Origin of the sequence: Streptomyces sp. NPDC058008 (assembly GCF_042886395.1) — a bacterium.
In the GTDB taxonomy this organism is placed as follows: domain Bacteria; phylum Actinomycetota; class Actinomycetes; order Streptomycetales; family Streptomycetaceae; genus Streptomyces.
On the sequence record NZ_JBHVQX010000022.1, the window covers coordinates 36,194 to 51,618 of the forward strand.

The 15,425-nt window shown below is 74.0% G+C and carries 15 protein-coding genes; 9 read left to right on the top strand and 6 right to left on the bottom strand.

Annotation, left to right across the window (positions count from 1 at the left end):
* The first annotated feature begins 55 nt into the window (after nt 1-55).
* From ACFVS9_RS22480 to ACFVS9_RS22490, 3 genes are read left to right on the top strand one after another with little or no spacing between them, the layout of a single operon-like run.
* The gene (locus tag ACFVS9_RS22480; protein WP_389934805.1) at nt 56-1,570 is read left to right on the top strand and encodes an amino acid adenylation domain-containing protein; all 1,515 of its coding nucleotides are present in this window, start codon (nt 56-58) and stop codon (nt 1,568-1,570) included.
* A 29-nt stretch (nt 1,571-1,599) separates the two neighbouring features.
* Nucleotides 1,600-2,373 carry an SDR family NAD(P)-dependent oxidoreductase gene (locus ACFVS9_RS22485; RefSeq protein ID WP_389934807.1) on the top strand — a complete coding sequence of 258 codons (774 nt, stop codon included), beginning with the start codon at nt 1,600-1,602 and terminating at the stop codon, nt 2,371-2,373.
* Nucleotides 2,374-2,425: 52 nt separating this feature from the next.
* Nucleotides 2,426-2,968: a VOC family protein gene (locus ACFVS9_RS22490; RefSeq protein WP_383118995.1), complete on the top strand. Its 543-nt coding sequence runs from the start codon at nt 2,426-2,428 to the stop codon at nt 2,966-2,968.
* Between the two features lie 68 nt (nt 2,969-3,036).
* Here ACFVS9_RS22490 and ACFVS9_RS22495 read toward each other — a convergent pair whose 3' ends face one another.
* The 3 genes from ACFVS9_RS22495 to ACFVS9_RS22505 all read right to left on the bottom strand — a co-directional run bounded on the left by ACFVS9_RS22495 (nt 3,037) and on the right by ACFVS9_RS22505 (nt 7,304).
* Nucleotides 3,037-4,287: a cytochrome P450 gene (locus ACFVS9_RS22495; protein ID WP_383118922.1), complete on the bottom strand. Its 1,251-nt coding sequence runs from the start codon at nt 4,285-4,287 to the stop codon at nt 3,037-3,039.
* Nucleotides 4,288-4,367: 80 nt separating this feature from the next.
* Nucleotides 4,368-5,795 carry an alpha/beta fold hydrolase gene (locus ACFVS9_RS22500; protein WP_383118923.1) on the bottom strand — a complete coding sequence of 476 codons (1,428 nt, stop codon included), beginning with the start codon at nt 5,793-5,795 and terminating at the stop codon, nt 4,368-4,370.
* Nucleotides 5,796-5,816: 21 nt separating this feature from the next.
* Nucleotides 5,817-7,304 carry an MFS transporter gene (locus ACFVS9_RS22505; protein WP_389934810.1) on the bottom strand — a complete coding sequence of 496 codons (1,488 nt, stop codon included), beginning with the start codon at nt 7,302-7,304 and terminating at the stop codon, nt 5,817-5,819.
* 202 nt (nt 7,305-7,506) lie between these two features.
* On the opposite strand from ACFVS9_RS22505, the gene ACFVS9_RS22510 reads away from it, so the two are divergent.
* Genes ACFVS9_RS22510 through ACFVS9_RS22520 form a run of 3 tightly spaced genes read left to right on the top strand, consistent with a single transcriptional unit; the run spans nt 7,507 to nt 9,678 of the window.
* Complete coding sequence (locus ACFVS9_RS22510; protein WP_383118925.1) at nt 7,507-7,830, top strand: 2Fe-2S iron-sulfur cluster-binding protein; 324 nt, start codon at nt 7,507-7,509, stop codon at nt 7,828-7,830.
* On the top strand, nt 7,830-9,119 hold the full coding sequence (locus ACFVS9_RS22515) for an NAD(P)/FAD-dependent oxidoreductase (RefSeq protein WP_383118926.1): 1,290 nt from the start codon (nt 7,830-7,832) through the stop codon (nt 9,117-9,119). The genes ACFVS9_RS22510 and ACFVS9_RS22515 overlap by 1 nt, the downstream gene beginning before the upstream one ends.
* Nucleotides 9,112-9,678: a hypothetical protein gene (locus ACFVS9_RS22520; RefSeq protein ID WP_383118927.1), complete on the top strand. Its 567-nt coding sequence runs from the start codon at nt 9,112-9,114 to the stop codon at nt 9,676-9,678. Before ACFVS9_RS22515 ends, ACFVS9_RS22520 begins: the two co-directional genes overlap by 8 nt.
* A gap of 165 nt (nt 9,679-9,843) precedes the next feature.
* Here the strand turns inward: ACFVS9_RS22520 and ACFVS9_RS22525 are convergent, their stop codons facing one another.
* From ACFVS9_RS22525 to ACFVS9_RS22535, 3 genes are all read right to left on the bottom strand, one after another.
* Entirely contained in the window at nt 9,844-11,109 is a 1,266-nt protein-coding gene (locus tag ACFVS9_RS22525) for a cytochrome P450 (RefSeq protein WP_383118937.1), read from the bottom strand.
* Nucleotides 11,110-11,269: 160 nt separating this feature from the next.
* A complete protein-coding gene (locus ACFVS9_RS22530; protein WP_389934814.1) occupies nt 11,270-12,403 on the bottom strand; it encodes a hydrolase in 1,134 nt (377 codons plus the stop codon).
* Nucleotides 12,400-12,891, bottom strand: coding sequence for an SRPBCC domain-containing protein (locus ACFVS9_RS22535; protein WP_383118939.1), 492 nt, complete (start codon nt 12,889-12,891; stop codon nt 12,400-12,402). The genes ACFVS9_RS22530 and ACFVS9_RS22535 overlap by 4 nt, the downstream gene beginning before the upstream one ends.
* Nucleotides 12,892-13,096: 205 nt before the next feature.
* Here ACFVS9_RS22535 and ACFVS9_RS22540 point away from each other — a divergent pair, with 205 nt between their 5' ends.
* The 3 genes from ACFVS9_RS22540 to ACFVS9_RS22550 all read left to right on the top strand — a co-directional run bounded on the left by ACFVS9_RS22540 (nt 13,097) and on the right by ACFVS9_RS22550 (nt 15,414).
* Nucleotides 13,097-13,882, top strand: a complete 786-nt coding sequence (locus ACFVS9_RS22540; RefSeq protein WP_383118940.1) for an SDR family NAD(P)-dependent oxidoreductase — start codon at nt 13,097-13,099, stop codon at nt 13,880-13,882.
* Between the two features lie 66 nt (nt 13,883-13,948).
* Nucleotides 13,949-14,491: a flavin reductase family protein gene (locus ACFVS9_RS22545; RefSeq protein WP_389934818.1), complete on the top strand. Its 543-nt coding sequence runs from the start codon at nt 13,949-13,951 to the stop codon at nt 14,489-14,491.
* Nucleotides 14,488-15,414, top strand: a complete 927-nt coding sequence (locus ACFVS9_RS22550) for an MBL fold metallo-hydrolase (protein WP_389934821.1) — start codon at nt 14,488-14,490, stop codon at nt 15,412-15,414. Before ACFVS9_RS22545 ends, ACFVS9_RS22550 begins: the two co-directional genes overlap by 4 nt.
* Nucleotides 15,415-15,425 lie beyond the last annotated feature (11 nt).

A 15,425-nucleotide genomic window follows, 5' to 3' on the forward strand; every position in this document is an offset into this window, starting at 1 on the left:
TTCGAGCCGGTTCGCGGACCCTGCCGCCCCGGGCACCTCGAGAGGAGACAGGCCGATGACATCGGTAGTCGCAGCGTTTCGCCGACGGGCCGCCGAGGCCCCCGACACCGTGGCGGTCTCCGCCGGTGACGACCGCCTGACCTACGCGGAGCTCGACCGCTGGGCGCGCGAGGTGTCGCGGGAGCTCGCGGACGGCGCCGGGGCGGCGCCGGGCGACCGGATCGCGGTCTGCCTGGAGCGCTCCCCCGGACTCGTCGCCGCGCTGCTCGGCGTGCTCGGAGCGGGCGCGGCGTTCGTGCCCGTCGGCCCGGACGATCCGGACGCGCGGGTGGCCGAGGTCTTCGCGGACGCGGAGATCCGTGCCGTCCTGTGCGAGCCGGACGCCGCCGGCCGCTTCGCCCCCTACGGCCTCCCGGTCCTGCGGGTGCCGGACCGGCCCGCGGCGGACCGGCCCGTGCCGGAGGCCACGGCCGCGGTCGCGCCCGACGACCTCGCCTACCTGATGTACACCTCGGGGTCCACGGGCCGCCCGAAGGCCGTGATGGTCGAGCACCGCAACATCACCAACCTGGTGACGGACCCCAACTACGTGGAACTGGGCCCCGGCGACCGGATCCTCCAGCTGGCGCCCGTCGCCTTCGACGCCGCCACCTTCGAGATCTGGGGCGCCCTGCTCAACGGCGCCCGCCTGGTGCTCGCCCCGCCGCGGCAGATCCAGGCCGAGGAGCTCGGCGCCCTGCTGCGCGACGAGGGCATCACCGTCCTCTGGCTGACCGCCGCGCTCTTCCACCGGCAGATCGACGTGGACGTCAAGGCCTTCAGCGGGCTGCGCACGGTGCTGGCCGGCGGCGACGTGCTCTCCGTCCCGCACATCCGCGAGCTGCGGGAGGCGGTGCCCGGCTGCGGCATCGTCAACGGGTACGGGCCGACGGAGACGACCACGTTCGCCGTCTGCCACCGGATCGGCGCCCGGGAGGACCTCGGCCACGCCGTGCCGATCGGCACCCCGCTCCAGAACGTCGACGTGCGCATCGTCGACGGCTCCGGGATGCCGCTGCCCGACGGCACCCCCGGCGAACTGTGGATCGGCGGCGCCGGGGTGTCCCGGGGCTACTGGCGGCGGCCCGACCTCACCGGGAAGGCCTTCGTCACCGCCCCCTGGGACAGCGCCGCCGGACGGTTCTACCGCAGCGGGGACCTGGCCAGGCGGCGCCCCGACGGGGTCCTGGAGTTCCTCGGCCGCGACGACGACCAGTTCAAGCTGCGGGGCTTCCGCATCGAGCCCGGTGAGCTGGAGAGCGTCCTCACCGGCCACCCGCAGGTGCGCGGCGCGGCGGCCGGGGTCCGCGAGAACCACCTGGGCGACCGCCGGCTGGTGGCGTGGGTGGTACCGGAGGCCGACGTCCTGGACCGGCGCGCGCTGCGCGCCTACCTGCGCGCCCGGGTGCCGGAGCACATGATCCCCGCGGCCTTCGTCGCGCTGCCGGAGCTGCCCATCACCGGGAACGGCAAGACCGACCGCAAGGCGCTGCCCGCCCCCGACTGGACGTCGAAGTCCATCTACGTCTGACTCCCCGAGCCGACCCGAAAGGACGGGACATGACCGACCATCCGTTCACCAGCCGGTACGTCGTGGTCACGGGCGGTGCCACCGGCATCGGCCGCGCCACCGCACTCGACTTCGCCAAGCAGGGCGCCGCGGGGGTGATCGTCACCGGGCGCCGGGCCGACCGCCTGGCCGAGGTGGCGGCGCTGCACCCGGCCATCGTCCCGGTCCGCGCCGACGTGAGCACGCGCAGCGGCGCGGACGCGGTCGCCGACGCGGTCGGCGAGCTGGGCGGCACCCTCGACGTGCTGGTCCACAACGCCGGCGTCCACACCATCGGCGCGGCCGGCGACATCGACCCGGACGCGGCCCGCGAGCTGTTCGACGTCAACGTGCTGGGCACCGTGATCCTCACCAACCGCCTCCTCCCGGCGCTCCGTTCGCCGGGCGGCAGCATCGTGTTCGTGACCAGCCCGGCCGGCCACAACCCGACTCCGATGGCCTCGGTGTACGCGGCGAGCAAGGCCGCGGTGAACACCTTCACCCGCTCCTGGGCCCTGGAACTGGCCCCGAGGGGCATCCGGGTGAACGCGGTGGCGCCCGGCTGGGTGCGTACCGAGGTGTACGAGAGCCACGGCATGGCCCCCGAGCAGGTCGACGAGCTCTTCGCGCAGGCGGCGGGGAGCGTGCCGCTGGGCGTCACGGGCGTGCCCGAGGACGTGTCGCAGTGGATCACGCTGCTGGCCGCGCCGAGCAGCGCGTGGATGACGGGCCAGATCCTCACGATGGACGGCGGCGCCGACCTCGTGCGGGCCAAGCAGGTCTGAGCCCCCACGGGCCCAGGAAACCGGAACCCGAGAAGGAAAGGACGGCACACCGATGTCGCAGACAGCCGGCCGGCGGGACGGCGGCCCCGCAGCGGGCCCGGTCCTCACCCCCGAGGCCCTGTTCCACACGGGCCTCGTCGTGGAGGACCTGGAGCTGGCCATGAAGACGCTCGGCGAACTCGCCGGCTACCACTGGACGAGCGTGATGGAGCTCCAGGTGACGGCGCGCACCCCGGGCGGCCTCCAGCACGGCGACCAGCGCTTCGTGCTCTCGCTGGAGGAGCCGAGGCTCGAACTCGTCGAGGCGATCCCGGGCACCGTCTGGGTGTCCGACGGCGGCAACGGGGCCCACCACGTGGGTTACTGGGCCGAGAGCGACCGGATCGAGGCCATGTCCGCCGCGCTCGTGGAGCTCGGTCTCGACGTGGAGGCCTCCAACGACGCGGAGAGCGACGGCGCCCTGATGTGGGTGTACCACCGCGGGCTGGGCGGTATCCGGGTGGAGCTGCTCAACACCCTGATGAAGCCGTCCATGGACGCGTGGATCGCCGGCGCCGACCCGGCCGCGGTGCAGCAGGACGCGCCGATCGGCTGACGAAGGCCCCGTACGGCGCCGAGCCCCCGCCCGGGAAGGGCGGGGGCTCGGCCGGTTCGGTCCGGGGACTACCAGGTGACCGGCAGGGTCTCCAGGGCGTGGTTGATCCCGCCCAGGTGCCAGGGGACCTCGCTCTCGGGCACGGCGAGCCGGAGGCCGGGGAAGCGCCGGACGAGGCCGTCGAGGGCGATCTCCAGCTCCATCCGGGTCAGTTGCTTGCCCAGGCACAGGTGCATGCCGTGGCCGAAGGAGAGGTGCGGGTTGGGGGAGCGCCCGAGGTCGAGGCGGTCCGGGTCGGGGAAGACGCGCTCGTCGCGGTTGGCCGAGGAGATCGCGATCACCACCGCGTCGCCCTTGGCGATCCGCACCCCGCCGAGCTCCATGTCCTCCACCGCGATGCGCGGGTTGCCCGCCGAGTCGGTGGAGAAGAGGTTGACGTGCCGCAGGAGTTCCTCGACCGCCCTCGGGATCAGGGAACGGTCCTCGGCCAGCCGGTCCCACTGGTCGCGGTGGTGCGCGATCAGCGCCAGGACCGAGCTGGCCAGCTGGTTGGCCGTGGTGTCGAAGCCGGCCCCGATCAGGGTGAAGGCGAAGGTCACCAGCTCCGTCTCGCTGAGCCGGTCCCCGCTGTCCCTGGCCGTGATCAGGTCCGACAGCAGGTCCTGGGTGGGGTTCTCACGCTTCTCCGCGACGACCTCGACCATGTACTCGTTGAGCTTGGCGAGCCCGTTGACCGAGTCGGAGCCCTCGGCCTGGTCGTCGACGGTGACGAAGTCCCGCGCGTTGGCGGCGAACAGCCGCAGGATCCTCATCGGCACGCCCAGCAGCTCACCGATGACCGTCAGCGGCATCGGCACGGTGAACCGCTCCACCAGGTCGACGGGCCCCTCGGCCCCGGCGAGTCCGTCGAGCAGTCCGTCCGCGATGCGCTGGATGCCCGGGCGCATCATCTCGATCCGGCGGGCGGTGAACGCCCCGGCGGCGAGCCGGCGCAGCCGGGAGTGCTCGGCCCCGTCCATCGAGATGATCATCTCGGGCGTCGAGGTCATCGCCCCGCCGATCCGGGGCGCACCGGGTCTGACGGTCTCGGCCCGGCTCAGCCGGGGGTCCGCCAGTGCCTCCCGGGCCTCGTCGTAGGCGGTCACGAGCCAGGCGTCCACGCCGCCCTCGGTACGCACCCGTACGACGGGCCGGCCGGCCCGCAGCCCGGCGTACCGCGGGGCGGGGCAGCGGTAGGACGAACCGGCGAGGGGGAACACGTCCGTCTCCCGGTCCTCGCCGGCCGGCGACGACGGGCTCCCGTACTCGGTCACGGTCACAACAGCACCTCCACAGTTGACACGGTTGCGCGGCACCGTGGAGGCGCTGCCTCGCACGGGGCCGCTTCGGACCCGACCGCTCAGGCCGCGTCCGCGGGGACGTCCGGGCGCGGGGTGCGGCCCGGGCACGCGGAGCGGGCGGGCGGCAGGGTGCCGTCCACGAGGTAGCGGTGCACGACGGCGTCGACGTGCGGGTTGCCGCCCAGCACGTACACCTCGTGCTCCCCCGAGTCCTCGACGGTGAGCAGGTGGTGGCCGGTCAGCCCGGCCATGGCCACGCCGCCGTCGTAGTGGTCCATGGGGTCGCCGTCGGCCTGCACGATCAGCCCCGGCGCGTAGCCGTCGCGGGTGATCCGCACCGGCTCCTCGGCGGCCTCGAAGGCGCGGAAGGCGCCGACCCAGGGCGAGGCCCGCAGCACCCCGTAGCCGTAGGGGAACCGCTTACGGAACTCCCGCATGTCCTGGTAGTACACCTCCAGGTCCACCGGCCAGGCGTGCTCCAGCGTGATGGCCTCCAGGACGCCGACGCGCAGATCGCCCTCGTTGTCCGCGGGCCGCCAGGTCCCCTGTTCGGCGAGCAGGTCACGGCAGGCCGCGGTGTCGCCCTCGCCGGCCGCGCGGCGCACCCCGGCGACGAGGACGGCGAGGTCGGCCCACCGGCCGCGGTCGGCGGCCCGGTTGCCCACGGCCCCGTCGAACAGGGTCCGCAGCCGTACGGCGTCCCGCGGCAGCGACTCCAGGGCGGCGACGGCCTCCTCCACGGTGGTGAGCACCTGCTCGGCCGAGGCGCCGACGCCGAAGCTGCCGTGCCGCTCGCCGGTCCAGCGGGCCCACAGGTCGACGTTGCGCTGGACGGCGTCGCCCTGCTGGAGGAACTGCTCACGCCAGGTCCACTGCGGCCCGACGCAGGAGTCAAGGACCAGGCGGTCCAGGCCGGCCGGGAAGAGGCTGCCGTAGACGGCTCCGACGTAGGCGCCGTAGGCGTAGCCGACGAAGCTGATCCGCTCCTCGCCGAGCACGGCGCGGATCACGTCCATGTCCCGGGCCGTGTTGGGGGTGCTGATGTGGCGGCGCAGCTCGCCGCCGCCCCGCGCGCACGCCTCCTCGCGCAGCCGCATGTCCTCGGCCAGCCCGGCGAACGCGGCGTCCGGCGGGCGCGAGTCGAACGGCTGGGAGGGAACGGCCACCTCGGCGTACAGCCGGGTGGACCCGGCGGTGCCGCGCGGGTCGAAGCCGATGAGGTCGTACACCTCCTCCAGGGGGGTCCCGGCGAACCGGCCGGGCAGCCCGAGGCCGTGTCCCCAGTCGCCGCCGGGGCCGCCGTTGACGGCCAGCAGGACACCGCGCCGGCGCGCCGGGTCGGTGGCCCTGCGGCGGCTGAGGGCGAGGGTGATCCGCTCTCCCCCGGGGTCCGTGTAGTCGCGGGGGACCTCGATCGTCGCGTGCTCGGTCCGGTCGTCGTCCGGTGCGGGCGACCAGGCCGGCCGCTGTGTGTGGAACTCGCTCACCGCCGCACACCTCCGTTCTCGTCAGGCCGCCAGCCTCTTCGGTCCGCCTAGAGAGGCACTGGAACGTTCCCGGACCGGCACGAACAGGGCGGCGGCCAGCCCGGCGACGGCGAACAGGGCCGCGCAGGTGAGCGCCAGCCCGTAGCCGGAGGCGAGGGCGTCCGTGGTGCCCGCCCCGGCGGCGAGGCGCGCGTCGGTGCGGGCCGCGGACAGGGCGGCCAGGGTCACCAGCCCGGCCGCGCTGCCGAGCTGCCGGGTGGTGTTGAGCAGCCCGGAGGCCAGCCCGGCCTGGTGGCCGGGGAGCCCCGCGGTGGCGGCGTTGGTCGTGGCGTTGAGCACCGCGCCCATGCCGAAGCCGAGCAGGACGGCGGGACCCAGCACGTCCACGGTGTACGTGGCGTCCGCGTCCAGCAGGGAGAGCCAGAACAGGGCGACGGCGGACAGCGCGAGGCCGCCGAGCAGCACCGGGCGCGGGCCGGTGCGGGGCACGACGGAGGAGATGCCCCAGCCGCCGAGGGCGATGCCCAGCGACAGCGGCAGATAGCTCAGGCCGGTGACCAGCGGGCTGTATCCGAGCACCTGCTGGAGCAGCAGGGTGAAGAAGTAGAAGGTGCTGAAGAGGGCCGCGATACCGAAGAACGCGACGAGGTTGGCGGCGGCGACGGACCGGTTGCGGAAGATTCCGAGCGGTACGAGGGGGTGCCGGGCGAACCGTGCCTGGATCACCAGGAAGGCGGCGAGGAGCGCGGCCCCGGCCAGCAGCGGTCCGAGCACCCGCGCGGAGGTCCAGCCGTACACGTGGGACTCCGAGACCCCGTACACGGTGCTCATCAGCCCGAGGGTGACGGTGACCGCGCCGGGCAGGTCCAGGCGGTGCAGGGCCCGGCCCTCGCCCTGCGGCCGGGTCTCCGGCACCACCCAGCGGACGGCGGCGAGCAGGGCGAGCCCGATGGGCACGTTGACCAGGAAGATCCAGCGCCAGGAGAACCACTCGGTGATCACACCGCCGGCCAGCACCCCGATCGCCCCGGCCGTGCCGGAGACCGCGCTCCACCAGCCGAAGGCCCGTGCCCTCGCGCCGGGTTCGGTGAACGTCGTGCCGAGCACGGTGAGCGTGGCGGGCGCCATGACGGCGGCGCCGAGCCCCTGGAAGGCGCGGGCGAGGATCAGCGTCCCCGGGGCACCGGCCACTCCCCCGACGGCGCTGGCGAGCGTGAACAGCGCGACGCCGCACAGGAAGATCCTGCGCTGGCCGAACAGGTCGGCGAGCCGGCCGCCGAGCAGCAGGAAACCGCAGACCACCACGGTGTAGGCGTTGTTGACGAGTTGCAGGTTGTGCCGGTCGAAGTCCAGGTCGCCGGCGATGACGGGCAGCGCCACGTTCACCACCGAGGCGTCGAGCACGTTCATGAACTGGCCCAGACAGCAGGCGACGAGCACCAGGCCGGTCCGGGGGGCGGCCCTGCCGGGCGGGGCGGGCGTCTGTCGTGTCCGATCGGTCACAGTCATGCGGGCACGCTGCGCCCCCCTGATGGACCGCCGCCGGACCGCGTGTGGACGCGTGGTCGAGCGCCGGTGCACCCCGTGCGGCGCCCCGGTCGCGCGGGCCGTCCCGGTCGAGATCCCCTCCACCGGGACTGAAGGGCCGTATCCCACAGTCCGGAGCCGTACTTCCGGACGGCCGGCCGCCATTCCACGAGGAGAGCTCGCCATGGCCAAGATCACCTACAAGCATCCGAACGGCACCGTCACCGTCGTCGACGTCCAGGCGCCCAACACGGTCATGCGCGGTGCGAAGCTCAACAACATCGACGGCATCGAGGCACAGTGCGGCGGCTCCGCCCAGTGCGGCACCTGCCACGTGTACGTCGACGAGGCGAACACGCTGCCGCTGCCCGAGATGGACTCCGTCGAGGACGACGTGCTGTACGGCACCGCCTGCGAGCGCACCGAGTTCAGCCGGCTGAGCTGCCAGCTGCCCGTCGGTGACGAGATCGACGGGCTGCTGGTCCACCTGCCCGAGGCGCAGAGCTGATGGCCGCGCACGCGGTCGTCGTGGTCGGCGCGGGCCAGGCGGGCTCCGACACCGCCTGCGCCCTGCGCGGCCGGGGCTACCGGGGCCGGATCACGCTCATCGGCGACGAGCGGCCGGGCCCCTCCAGCCGTCCCCCGCTGTCGAAGGGCTACCTGGCGGGCACGGTGCCGGCCGAGGAGATCGCCCTGCGGCCCCCGTCGTTCTACGCCGGGCAGGACATCGAGCTGCTGACCGGTGACCGGGTGGCCTCCGTGGACCGCGAACGGCGCACCGTCCTGCTGGACTCCGGGCTGCGGCTGCCCTACGGCAGCCTGGTCCTGGCGACCGGCTCCCGCCCCCGCACCCTGCCGGTGCCCGGTGCCTCGCTGACCGGGGTGCTGACGCTGCGCGGCCTGGCCGACGCGGAGGACCTGCGGCTGCGGCTCAGCGGGCCGCCGCGCAGACTCGTCGTGGTCGGCGCCGGTTTCATCGGCCTGGAGGTGGCGGCGACCGCGCGCGGCCTCGGCCACGAGGTGACGGTGGTGGAGGCGCAGCCCAGGGCCCTGGCCCGGGCGCTCACCCCCGGGATGTCGGACCGGATCGTGGCCGAGCACCGTGCGCGGGGCGTACGCGTCCTGCTGGGCCGCGAGGTGGTCGCGCTGTCCGGCGACGGCGAGGGCCGGGTCCAGGTCATGGAGCTGGACGGCGGTGAGCGGATCGCCGCGGACCTGATCGTGGTCGGCGTCGGTGTGCTGCCGAACCAGGAACTGGCGGCCGCCGCCGACCTGCTGGTCGGTGACGGCGTCGTCGTCGACGCGGGGCTGCGCACCAGCGACCCGGACATCTTCGCCCTCGGCGACTGCGCGCGCTTCCCCAGCCCGCACGCGGGCCGCCACGTCCGCGTGGAGTCCGTCCAGAACGCCACCGACCAGGCCCGGTGCGTGGCCGCCGCGATCTGCGGTGAGCCGTACGCGTACAGCGCGGTGCCGTGGTTCTGGTCCGACCAGTACGCGCTCCGGTTGCAGATCGCGGGGCTGACGGCGGGCCACGACGAGACGGTCACGGTCGGCGACCCCGCGGGCGGCGGCTTCTCCGTCTTCTGCTTCCGCGGGGGCCGGCTGACCGGCGTCGAGTCGGTGAACCGCCCGGCCGACCACGGCATCGCGCGCCGGCTGCTCACGGCCGGCACCGACCTGTCGCCCGGGACCGTCCGCCGGCCGGGCTTCGACCTCAAGGCGCTCCCCCGCACCCCCACCACCGCATCACCGTCCCGCACCACCACCGAGGAAAGGCTGTCCGTCCATGCCTGAAACCACGTCGGCGCCCGCGGGCGCGACGTCCACCGCCCCCGCGCCGTCCCGGCGCCCCCGTCCGGTCCCGATGCGGGTCCTCGGCGTCTGGCTGGCCGTGCTGGCACTGCTGGCCGGCTTCGGCACCGCGTCGGCGGCCGCCGGTGAGAAGGCGCACCACCCGCGTGCCCGGGTCTCGCTGGCCGGGGTCTGGGACCTCACGGTCAACGTCCACGCGCCCGACGGCATATCGACCACGACCCCGAGGTTCGTCTTCCTCGCGAACCACCAGCTGACCGCCGAGGGCCCGCCGGACGGGAACGGCCAGCCGCTGTACGCCGCCACCGGGTTCTGGACGGAGAAGGCGGACGGCACCATCGCCTTCTACATCAACCACGGGGGCGCCGAGGGCGGTGCGATCCCGGGCGACGTCCAGGCCGTCCACATGGGCCGGATCACCGGCCGGACGTTCAGCACCACCGCGTACGCCTTCGTCATGGTCGCCGCGAACCAGCCGCTCCAGGGCCCGGTCGACGTCGACTCCACGGCGACCCGGGTCTCCGGGCTCCCGGCCTCCTGACGTACCGTCCGCGCCCGCCCCACGCGCCCGCCTCCCGCTCCCGCGAGCGGGAGGCGGGCGCGGCCCGTGCCGCCGGGCCCCGGGCGCGCGGAACGGCCCCGGCCCCCTCGTTCCTTCGGCCGCGCTGGTGAAGGAGGAGGGGGCCGGGGCCGTTCCCGCGCCGGCTCAGTCGCCCCGTACCACCGGGAGGCTGGTCAGCGTGTGGTTGATCTCCCCGGTGTGCCAGGGCAGTTCGCTCTCGGGGACCGCGATCCTGAGGTCCGGGAAGCGGCGTACGAGGCCTTCGATGGCGATCTCCATCTCCATCCGTCCCAGGTGCTTGCCCAGGCAGTAGTGCATCCCGTGGCCGAACGAGATGTGCGGGTTGCGCTCGCGGGCCAGGTCGAGCCGGTCCGGGTCGTCGAAGACGTCGGCGTCCCGGTTGGCCGAGGCGAGCGACAGCAGGACGGCGTCGCCCTTCGGGATGGTCACGCCGCCGACCTCGATGTCCTCGGCCGCGATGCGCGGGAAGCCGGAGGTGTCGGTGGCGAACAGGTTGACGTGGCGCAGGAGTTCCTCGACCGCCTTCGGGATGCGGGAGTGGTCCTCGACGAGGTACCGCCACTGTCCCCGGTGGTCGGCCAGCAGGGCCAGCACGGAGTTGGCCAGCTGGTTGGCCGTGGTGTCGAACCCGGCCCCGATCAGGGTGAAGCCGAAGGTGACCAGCTCCGGCTCGCTGAGCCGGTCGTCGTCGTCGCGGGCCGCGATCAGCTCGGACAGCATGTCGTCGGAGGGGTTGGCCCGCTTCTCGGCTATCAGCCCGACGATGTACTCGCTCAGCTTGCCCAGCGCGTGCAGGGACGCCTCACCGCCGGCCCGGTCGTCGACCGTCGCGAAGGCACGGGCCCACTGCTCGAACTCCCTCAGGTCCTGCGACGGTACGCCCAGGAGCTCGCCGATGACGGTGAGCGGCAGCGGGACCGCCAGCTGCTGGACGAGGTCCACGGAGCCGCCCTTGGCCTCCATGTCGTCGAGCAGTTCGTCGGTGACCCGCTGGACGTTCTCCCGCATGCGCTCGACCCGCCGCATGGTGAACGCGCCGGCGACGAGCTTGCGCAGCCGCGAGTGCTCGGGGGCGTCCAGCGAGATGATCATCTCGGGGGTGGTGTGCATCGTGCCGCCCACCCGTGGCGCACCGTCGCCGCAGGCCTGTGCGCGGCTGAGCCTGGGGTCGGCGGAGAGCCTGCGCACGTCCTCGTAACGGGTGATCAGCCAGGCGTCCACACCTCCCGCGGTGGGCACCTTCACCACCGGCTGCCGGGCGCGCAGCCGGCCGTACTCGGGGGCTGGGCCGCGGTAGCTGGATCCGGTGAAGGGGAACGTGCCGGCCACCGGGCAGCCGGTGCCCTGGGGCGCCGTCTCCTGGGTGGCTGTCTCCTGGGTGACTGTCACGACGAAACCTCCGCTTGGGGCGTTACGGGTCGGGCCTCAACGTACGGACCGCCGATGGAGGCCAAGTCGCCCCGAAGTGGAGTCCGCCGGGCGCCCGCACACGCGGGAGGGGGCGCCCGGAACCTCCCGGACGCCCCCTCCCGCCGTGCGGCGGTCCGCCTCACTCGGCGGGGCCCAGCAGCACGGCCGCGTAGTTCTTCCGGGCCGCGGTGTCGTACTGGAGCGCGACATGGCTGGTGGCCGAGGTGATGTCCCGCCAGAACCGCTGGAGGGCGTGCCCCTCGCCGAGGCCCCCGGTGCCGGCCGCGCCGACCAGCAGCGCGGCCGCCTCACGGAGGGTCTCGGCGGCGTAGGTGGCGTTGCGCTCGTTGCGCGCCATGTGCTCGGGGGTGAACAGCCGCCCGTCCAGGACCTGGGCGTTCTGCTCCACGAGGTGCCGTGCCGCGTCGACCCGGCCGGACGCGCGGACCATGGTCAGCTCGGCGGTCTGGTTGCGGCGCCGGCCGGTGACCGAACCCGCGCACGCGGCCAGGGCGCCGGTGGCGGCGCCGACGACGGGAGCGATGAAGGTGAGTCCGCCGACGGCCTGGAAGGGCACGTTGTGGGAGTCCACCCGGGAGGTGGCGTTGCGGCCGGTGAGCATGTCGGTGCGGTCGAACGACAGGTGGGCCGGCACGAACACGTCGTCGACGGCCACCGTGTGGCTGCCGGTGGCCCGCATGCCGACGCTGTCCCAGGTCTCCCGCACGGTGTACGCGCCCCGGGGCAGGGTGAAGAAGCGCAGCTGCGGCGGGCCCTCCCCGCCGCCGACGGCCGCGCAGACCATCGCCCAGTCCGCGAAGTCGATCCCGCTGACGTAGGCCCACTGGCCGGTGACCCGCCAGCCGCCGTCCACGGGCCTGGCCCGCCCGGCGGGCATCAGGCCGGTCGCCACGACGGTGTCGGGGCCGGCGCCCCACAGCGCCTGGTGCCCTTCCTCCGGCAGGTGGGAGGCGAAGCGCGCCGAGTACGCGGCGAGCGACGCACACCACGCCGAGGCGGCACAGCCCTCGCCGACGGAGACGACGGCCCGGGTCAGCTCCGCGAAGGAGCCCTCCGTTCCGCCGAAGCGGGCGGACACGAAGTGCCGGGCGAACCCGGCCTCGCGTATCGCCTCGGTGACCTCGCGGGAGAGCACGCGCCCGGTGTCCGCGTCGGCGGCGTGCAGGGCCGCGAGCAGCCGCAGCCGGCCGGCGGCCGTGACCAGGTCCGTGTCCGTGGCCCCGGTGACCGCCGGGGCGTCGATGACGCTCATGCCGCGGCCCCGTTCGCGACGGCCCGCGCGAAGCGCTCCAGCGTCTCCCCCGGGCTCGGCCCGTCCAGGGCCCTGAAGATGCGGTCGGCGCCCGGACCGTGCCGGTCCAGCTCGACGTGCGCGAGCGACACCTTGGTGTGGCCCTCGTCGACGGCCTCGAAGTCCACCTCGATCCGGCTCGCCCCGTCGTCGGTGGGGATGGACTGCCAGTTGGGGTCGATCCGCCAGGTCATGGCGACGCGGCGGCCGGGCACCCATTCCAGGACGCGTCCCCAGGCGACCTCGGTGCCCTCCACGTCCCACTCGTAGTACCGCCCGCCCACGCCCGCCTCGAAGGCCAGGCCGGCCCGCTCCTTGCGCACCAGGATGTGGCTCGGCGGCCACCAGTCCCCGGGGCGCTCGGTGAAGACCTTGAAGCAGTCGTCGGGCGTCGCCGCCACGGTCACCGACTTCCTGACGTCGGGCAGGGTCTGCGTCTGCTCGGCCACGGGGCCTCCTCGCTCCAGCCGGGTGTCCGCCCGGTCGCCGCATCGAATGGCGCCCACGCTGACGGTCCGCGCTAGGCCCCGTGTCCAGTCCGGCTGGAGGGCCCGCGCTCCACCCCGGGTCCACCGGCGTGCGAGAACCCCGCAAGGCCCCGGGCCCACCGTCGAGCCTCCGGACAGGACCGGCACGAGCGATGAGGAGAGCACGATGACAGACGCGGGACGACGAGTTGCCTTCGTCACCGGTGCGACCAGCGGTATCGGCCTGGCCGTGACCGAGCTGCTCGCCCGGCAGGGCGTCGCGGTGTTCGGTGTGGCGCGCGGCGCCGAGAACGTGCGGACCATGGTCAAGCAGCTCCGCGAGGAGGGCCTCGAGGTGGCGGGCACGGTGTGCGACGTGACGTCCCTGGAGCAGATCCAGGAGGCGGTGCGCGCCGCGGTCGCCGCGTACGGGCGCATCGACATCCTGGTCAACAACGCGGGCCGGGGCGGCGGCGGGGTGACGGCCGAGATCGAGGACTCCCTCTGGGACGACGTGATCGAGACCAATCTGAACGGCACCTTCCGTGTCACCCGTGAGGTCCTCGCGGCCGGCCTGATGCGGGACGGCGACTGGGGCCGGATCATCAACATCGCGTCCACCGGCGGGAAGCAGGGCGTGGAGCTCGCCGCTCCCTACTCGGCGTCCAAGCACGGCGTGATCGGCTTCACCAAGGCCGTGGGCAAGGAACTCGCCCCGACCGGGATCACCGTCAACGCCGTCTGCCCGGGGTACGTCGAGACGCCGATGGCGCAGCGCGTGCGCCAGGGCTACGCGGGCCACTACGGCGTCAGTGAGCAGGAGATCCAGGACAAGTTCAACGCGAAGATCCCGCTGGGCCGTTACTCCACCCCCGAGGAGGTGGCCGGCCTGGTCGGCTACCTGGCCTCCGACACCGCCGGATCGATCACCGCCCAGGCGCTGAACGTCTGCGGCGGACTCGGCAACTACTGAGCCCGCCGTGCTCATCCGCACGTCATCCACGGCCCTGAGGGCACGAGCAGAATCGGAGTACCCGACATGCCTCCTGTGACCGCCGGCGCACTGCTGGCCGAACCCGACGCGGCCGCCTTCCGCACCGCGATGGGCAGATTCCCCACGGGCGTCACCCTGCTCACGCGGGGAAGCGGCGAGGACACCATCGTCATGACGCTCAACAGCCTGACCTCGGTGTCGCTCGACCCGATGCTGATCCTGGTGTCCGTGAAGGCCGACGGCCGGATGCGCCCCCGGATCTCCCGTGCCGGGAGCTTCGCGGTGAACGTCCTGAGCGAGGCGCAGCGCGGCCTGGCGCAGCACTTCTGCCGCCCCGACCGGTCCGAGGGCACGGAGGCCATGCTGCGGCTGTCCGCCGAGGAGGGCATCACCGGGAACGCCGTGCTGCCCGACGCGGAGGCGTATCTCGAGTGCGTCCTGGAGGCGGAGTACGCGGCCGGGGACCACACGCTGCTCATCGGCAGGGTGGTCGCCCTGTCCGGCGGCCGGTCGGCCCCCGACCCGCTCCTCTTCCACCACGGCCGCTTCGGCCGGCTGACCCCCGCCGCGCACGGGGAGGACCGGTGACGACGGCGACCCGCCGGGTGGCGCCGCCCGGATCGCTGGTCCCGGTCGCCGACGACGTGTACGCCTTCGTCCAGCCCGAGGGCGGCTGGTGCCTCAACAACGCGGGCCTGGTCGCGGGCGGCGGCCGCTCCGTCCTGGTGGACACGGCGGCGACGGAGTCCCGGACCCGGCACCTGAGCCGGCAGATCGCCCGGATCGTGCCCGACGGCCCGGACCACGTCGTCAACACGCACTTCCACGGCGACCACACCTTCGGCAACGGCCTGTTCGCACCCCGCGCGGTGATCGTGGCGCACGCGGGGACCCGGGCGGACACCGAGGAGGCGGGGCTCGGGCTGCGCCACCTGTGGCCGGACGTGGAGTGGGGCGAGACCCCGCTGACGCTTCCCACGCTCACCTTCCGGGACGAGCTCACCCTGCACGGCGGCGGGCCGCGCACCGAGCTCCTCCACGTGGGGCCCGCCCACACGGCGAACGACGTCGTGGCGTGGGTGCCCGAGCGCGGGGTGCTGTTCACCGGTGACGTCGTCTGGTCGGGGGTGACCCCGTACGTCCTGATGGGGTCGGTCACCGGTTCGCTGCGGGCGCTGGAGCGGCTGCGGGCGCTGGGCCCCGCGGTGGTGGTCCCCGGGCACGGCCCGGTCGGCGGCCCGGAGCTCATCGACGCGACGGAGGCGTACCTGCGTCTGCTCCAGCGGCTGGCCGAGGACGGTCTGCGGCGCGGCGTGGACCCGCTGCGGGCCGCCCGGGAGGCGGACATCGGCGCGTTCGCCGGGTTCCTGGACCCCGAGCGTCTGGTGGGGAACCTGCACCGCGCCTACGCGGAACTCGAAGGGCTCGCCCCGGGGGCCCGCATCGACGTGGCGGCGTCCTTCAAGGAGATGGTCGTCTTCAACGGGGGGCTGCCGGCCTGCCACGCCTGACCGTACGCCCC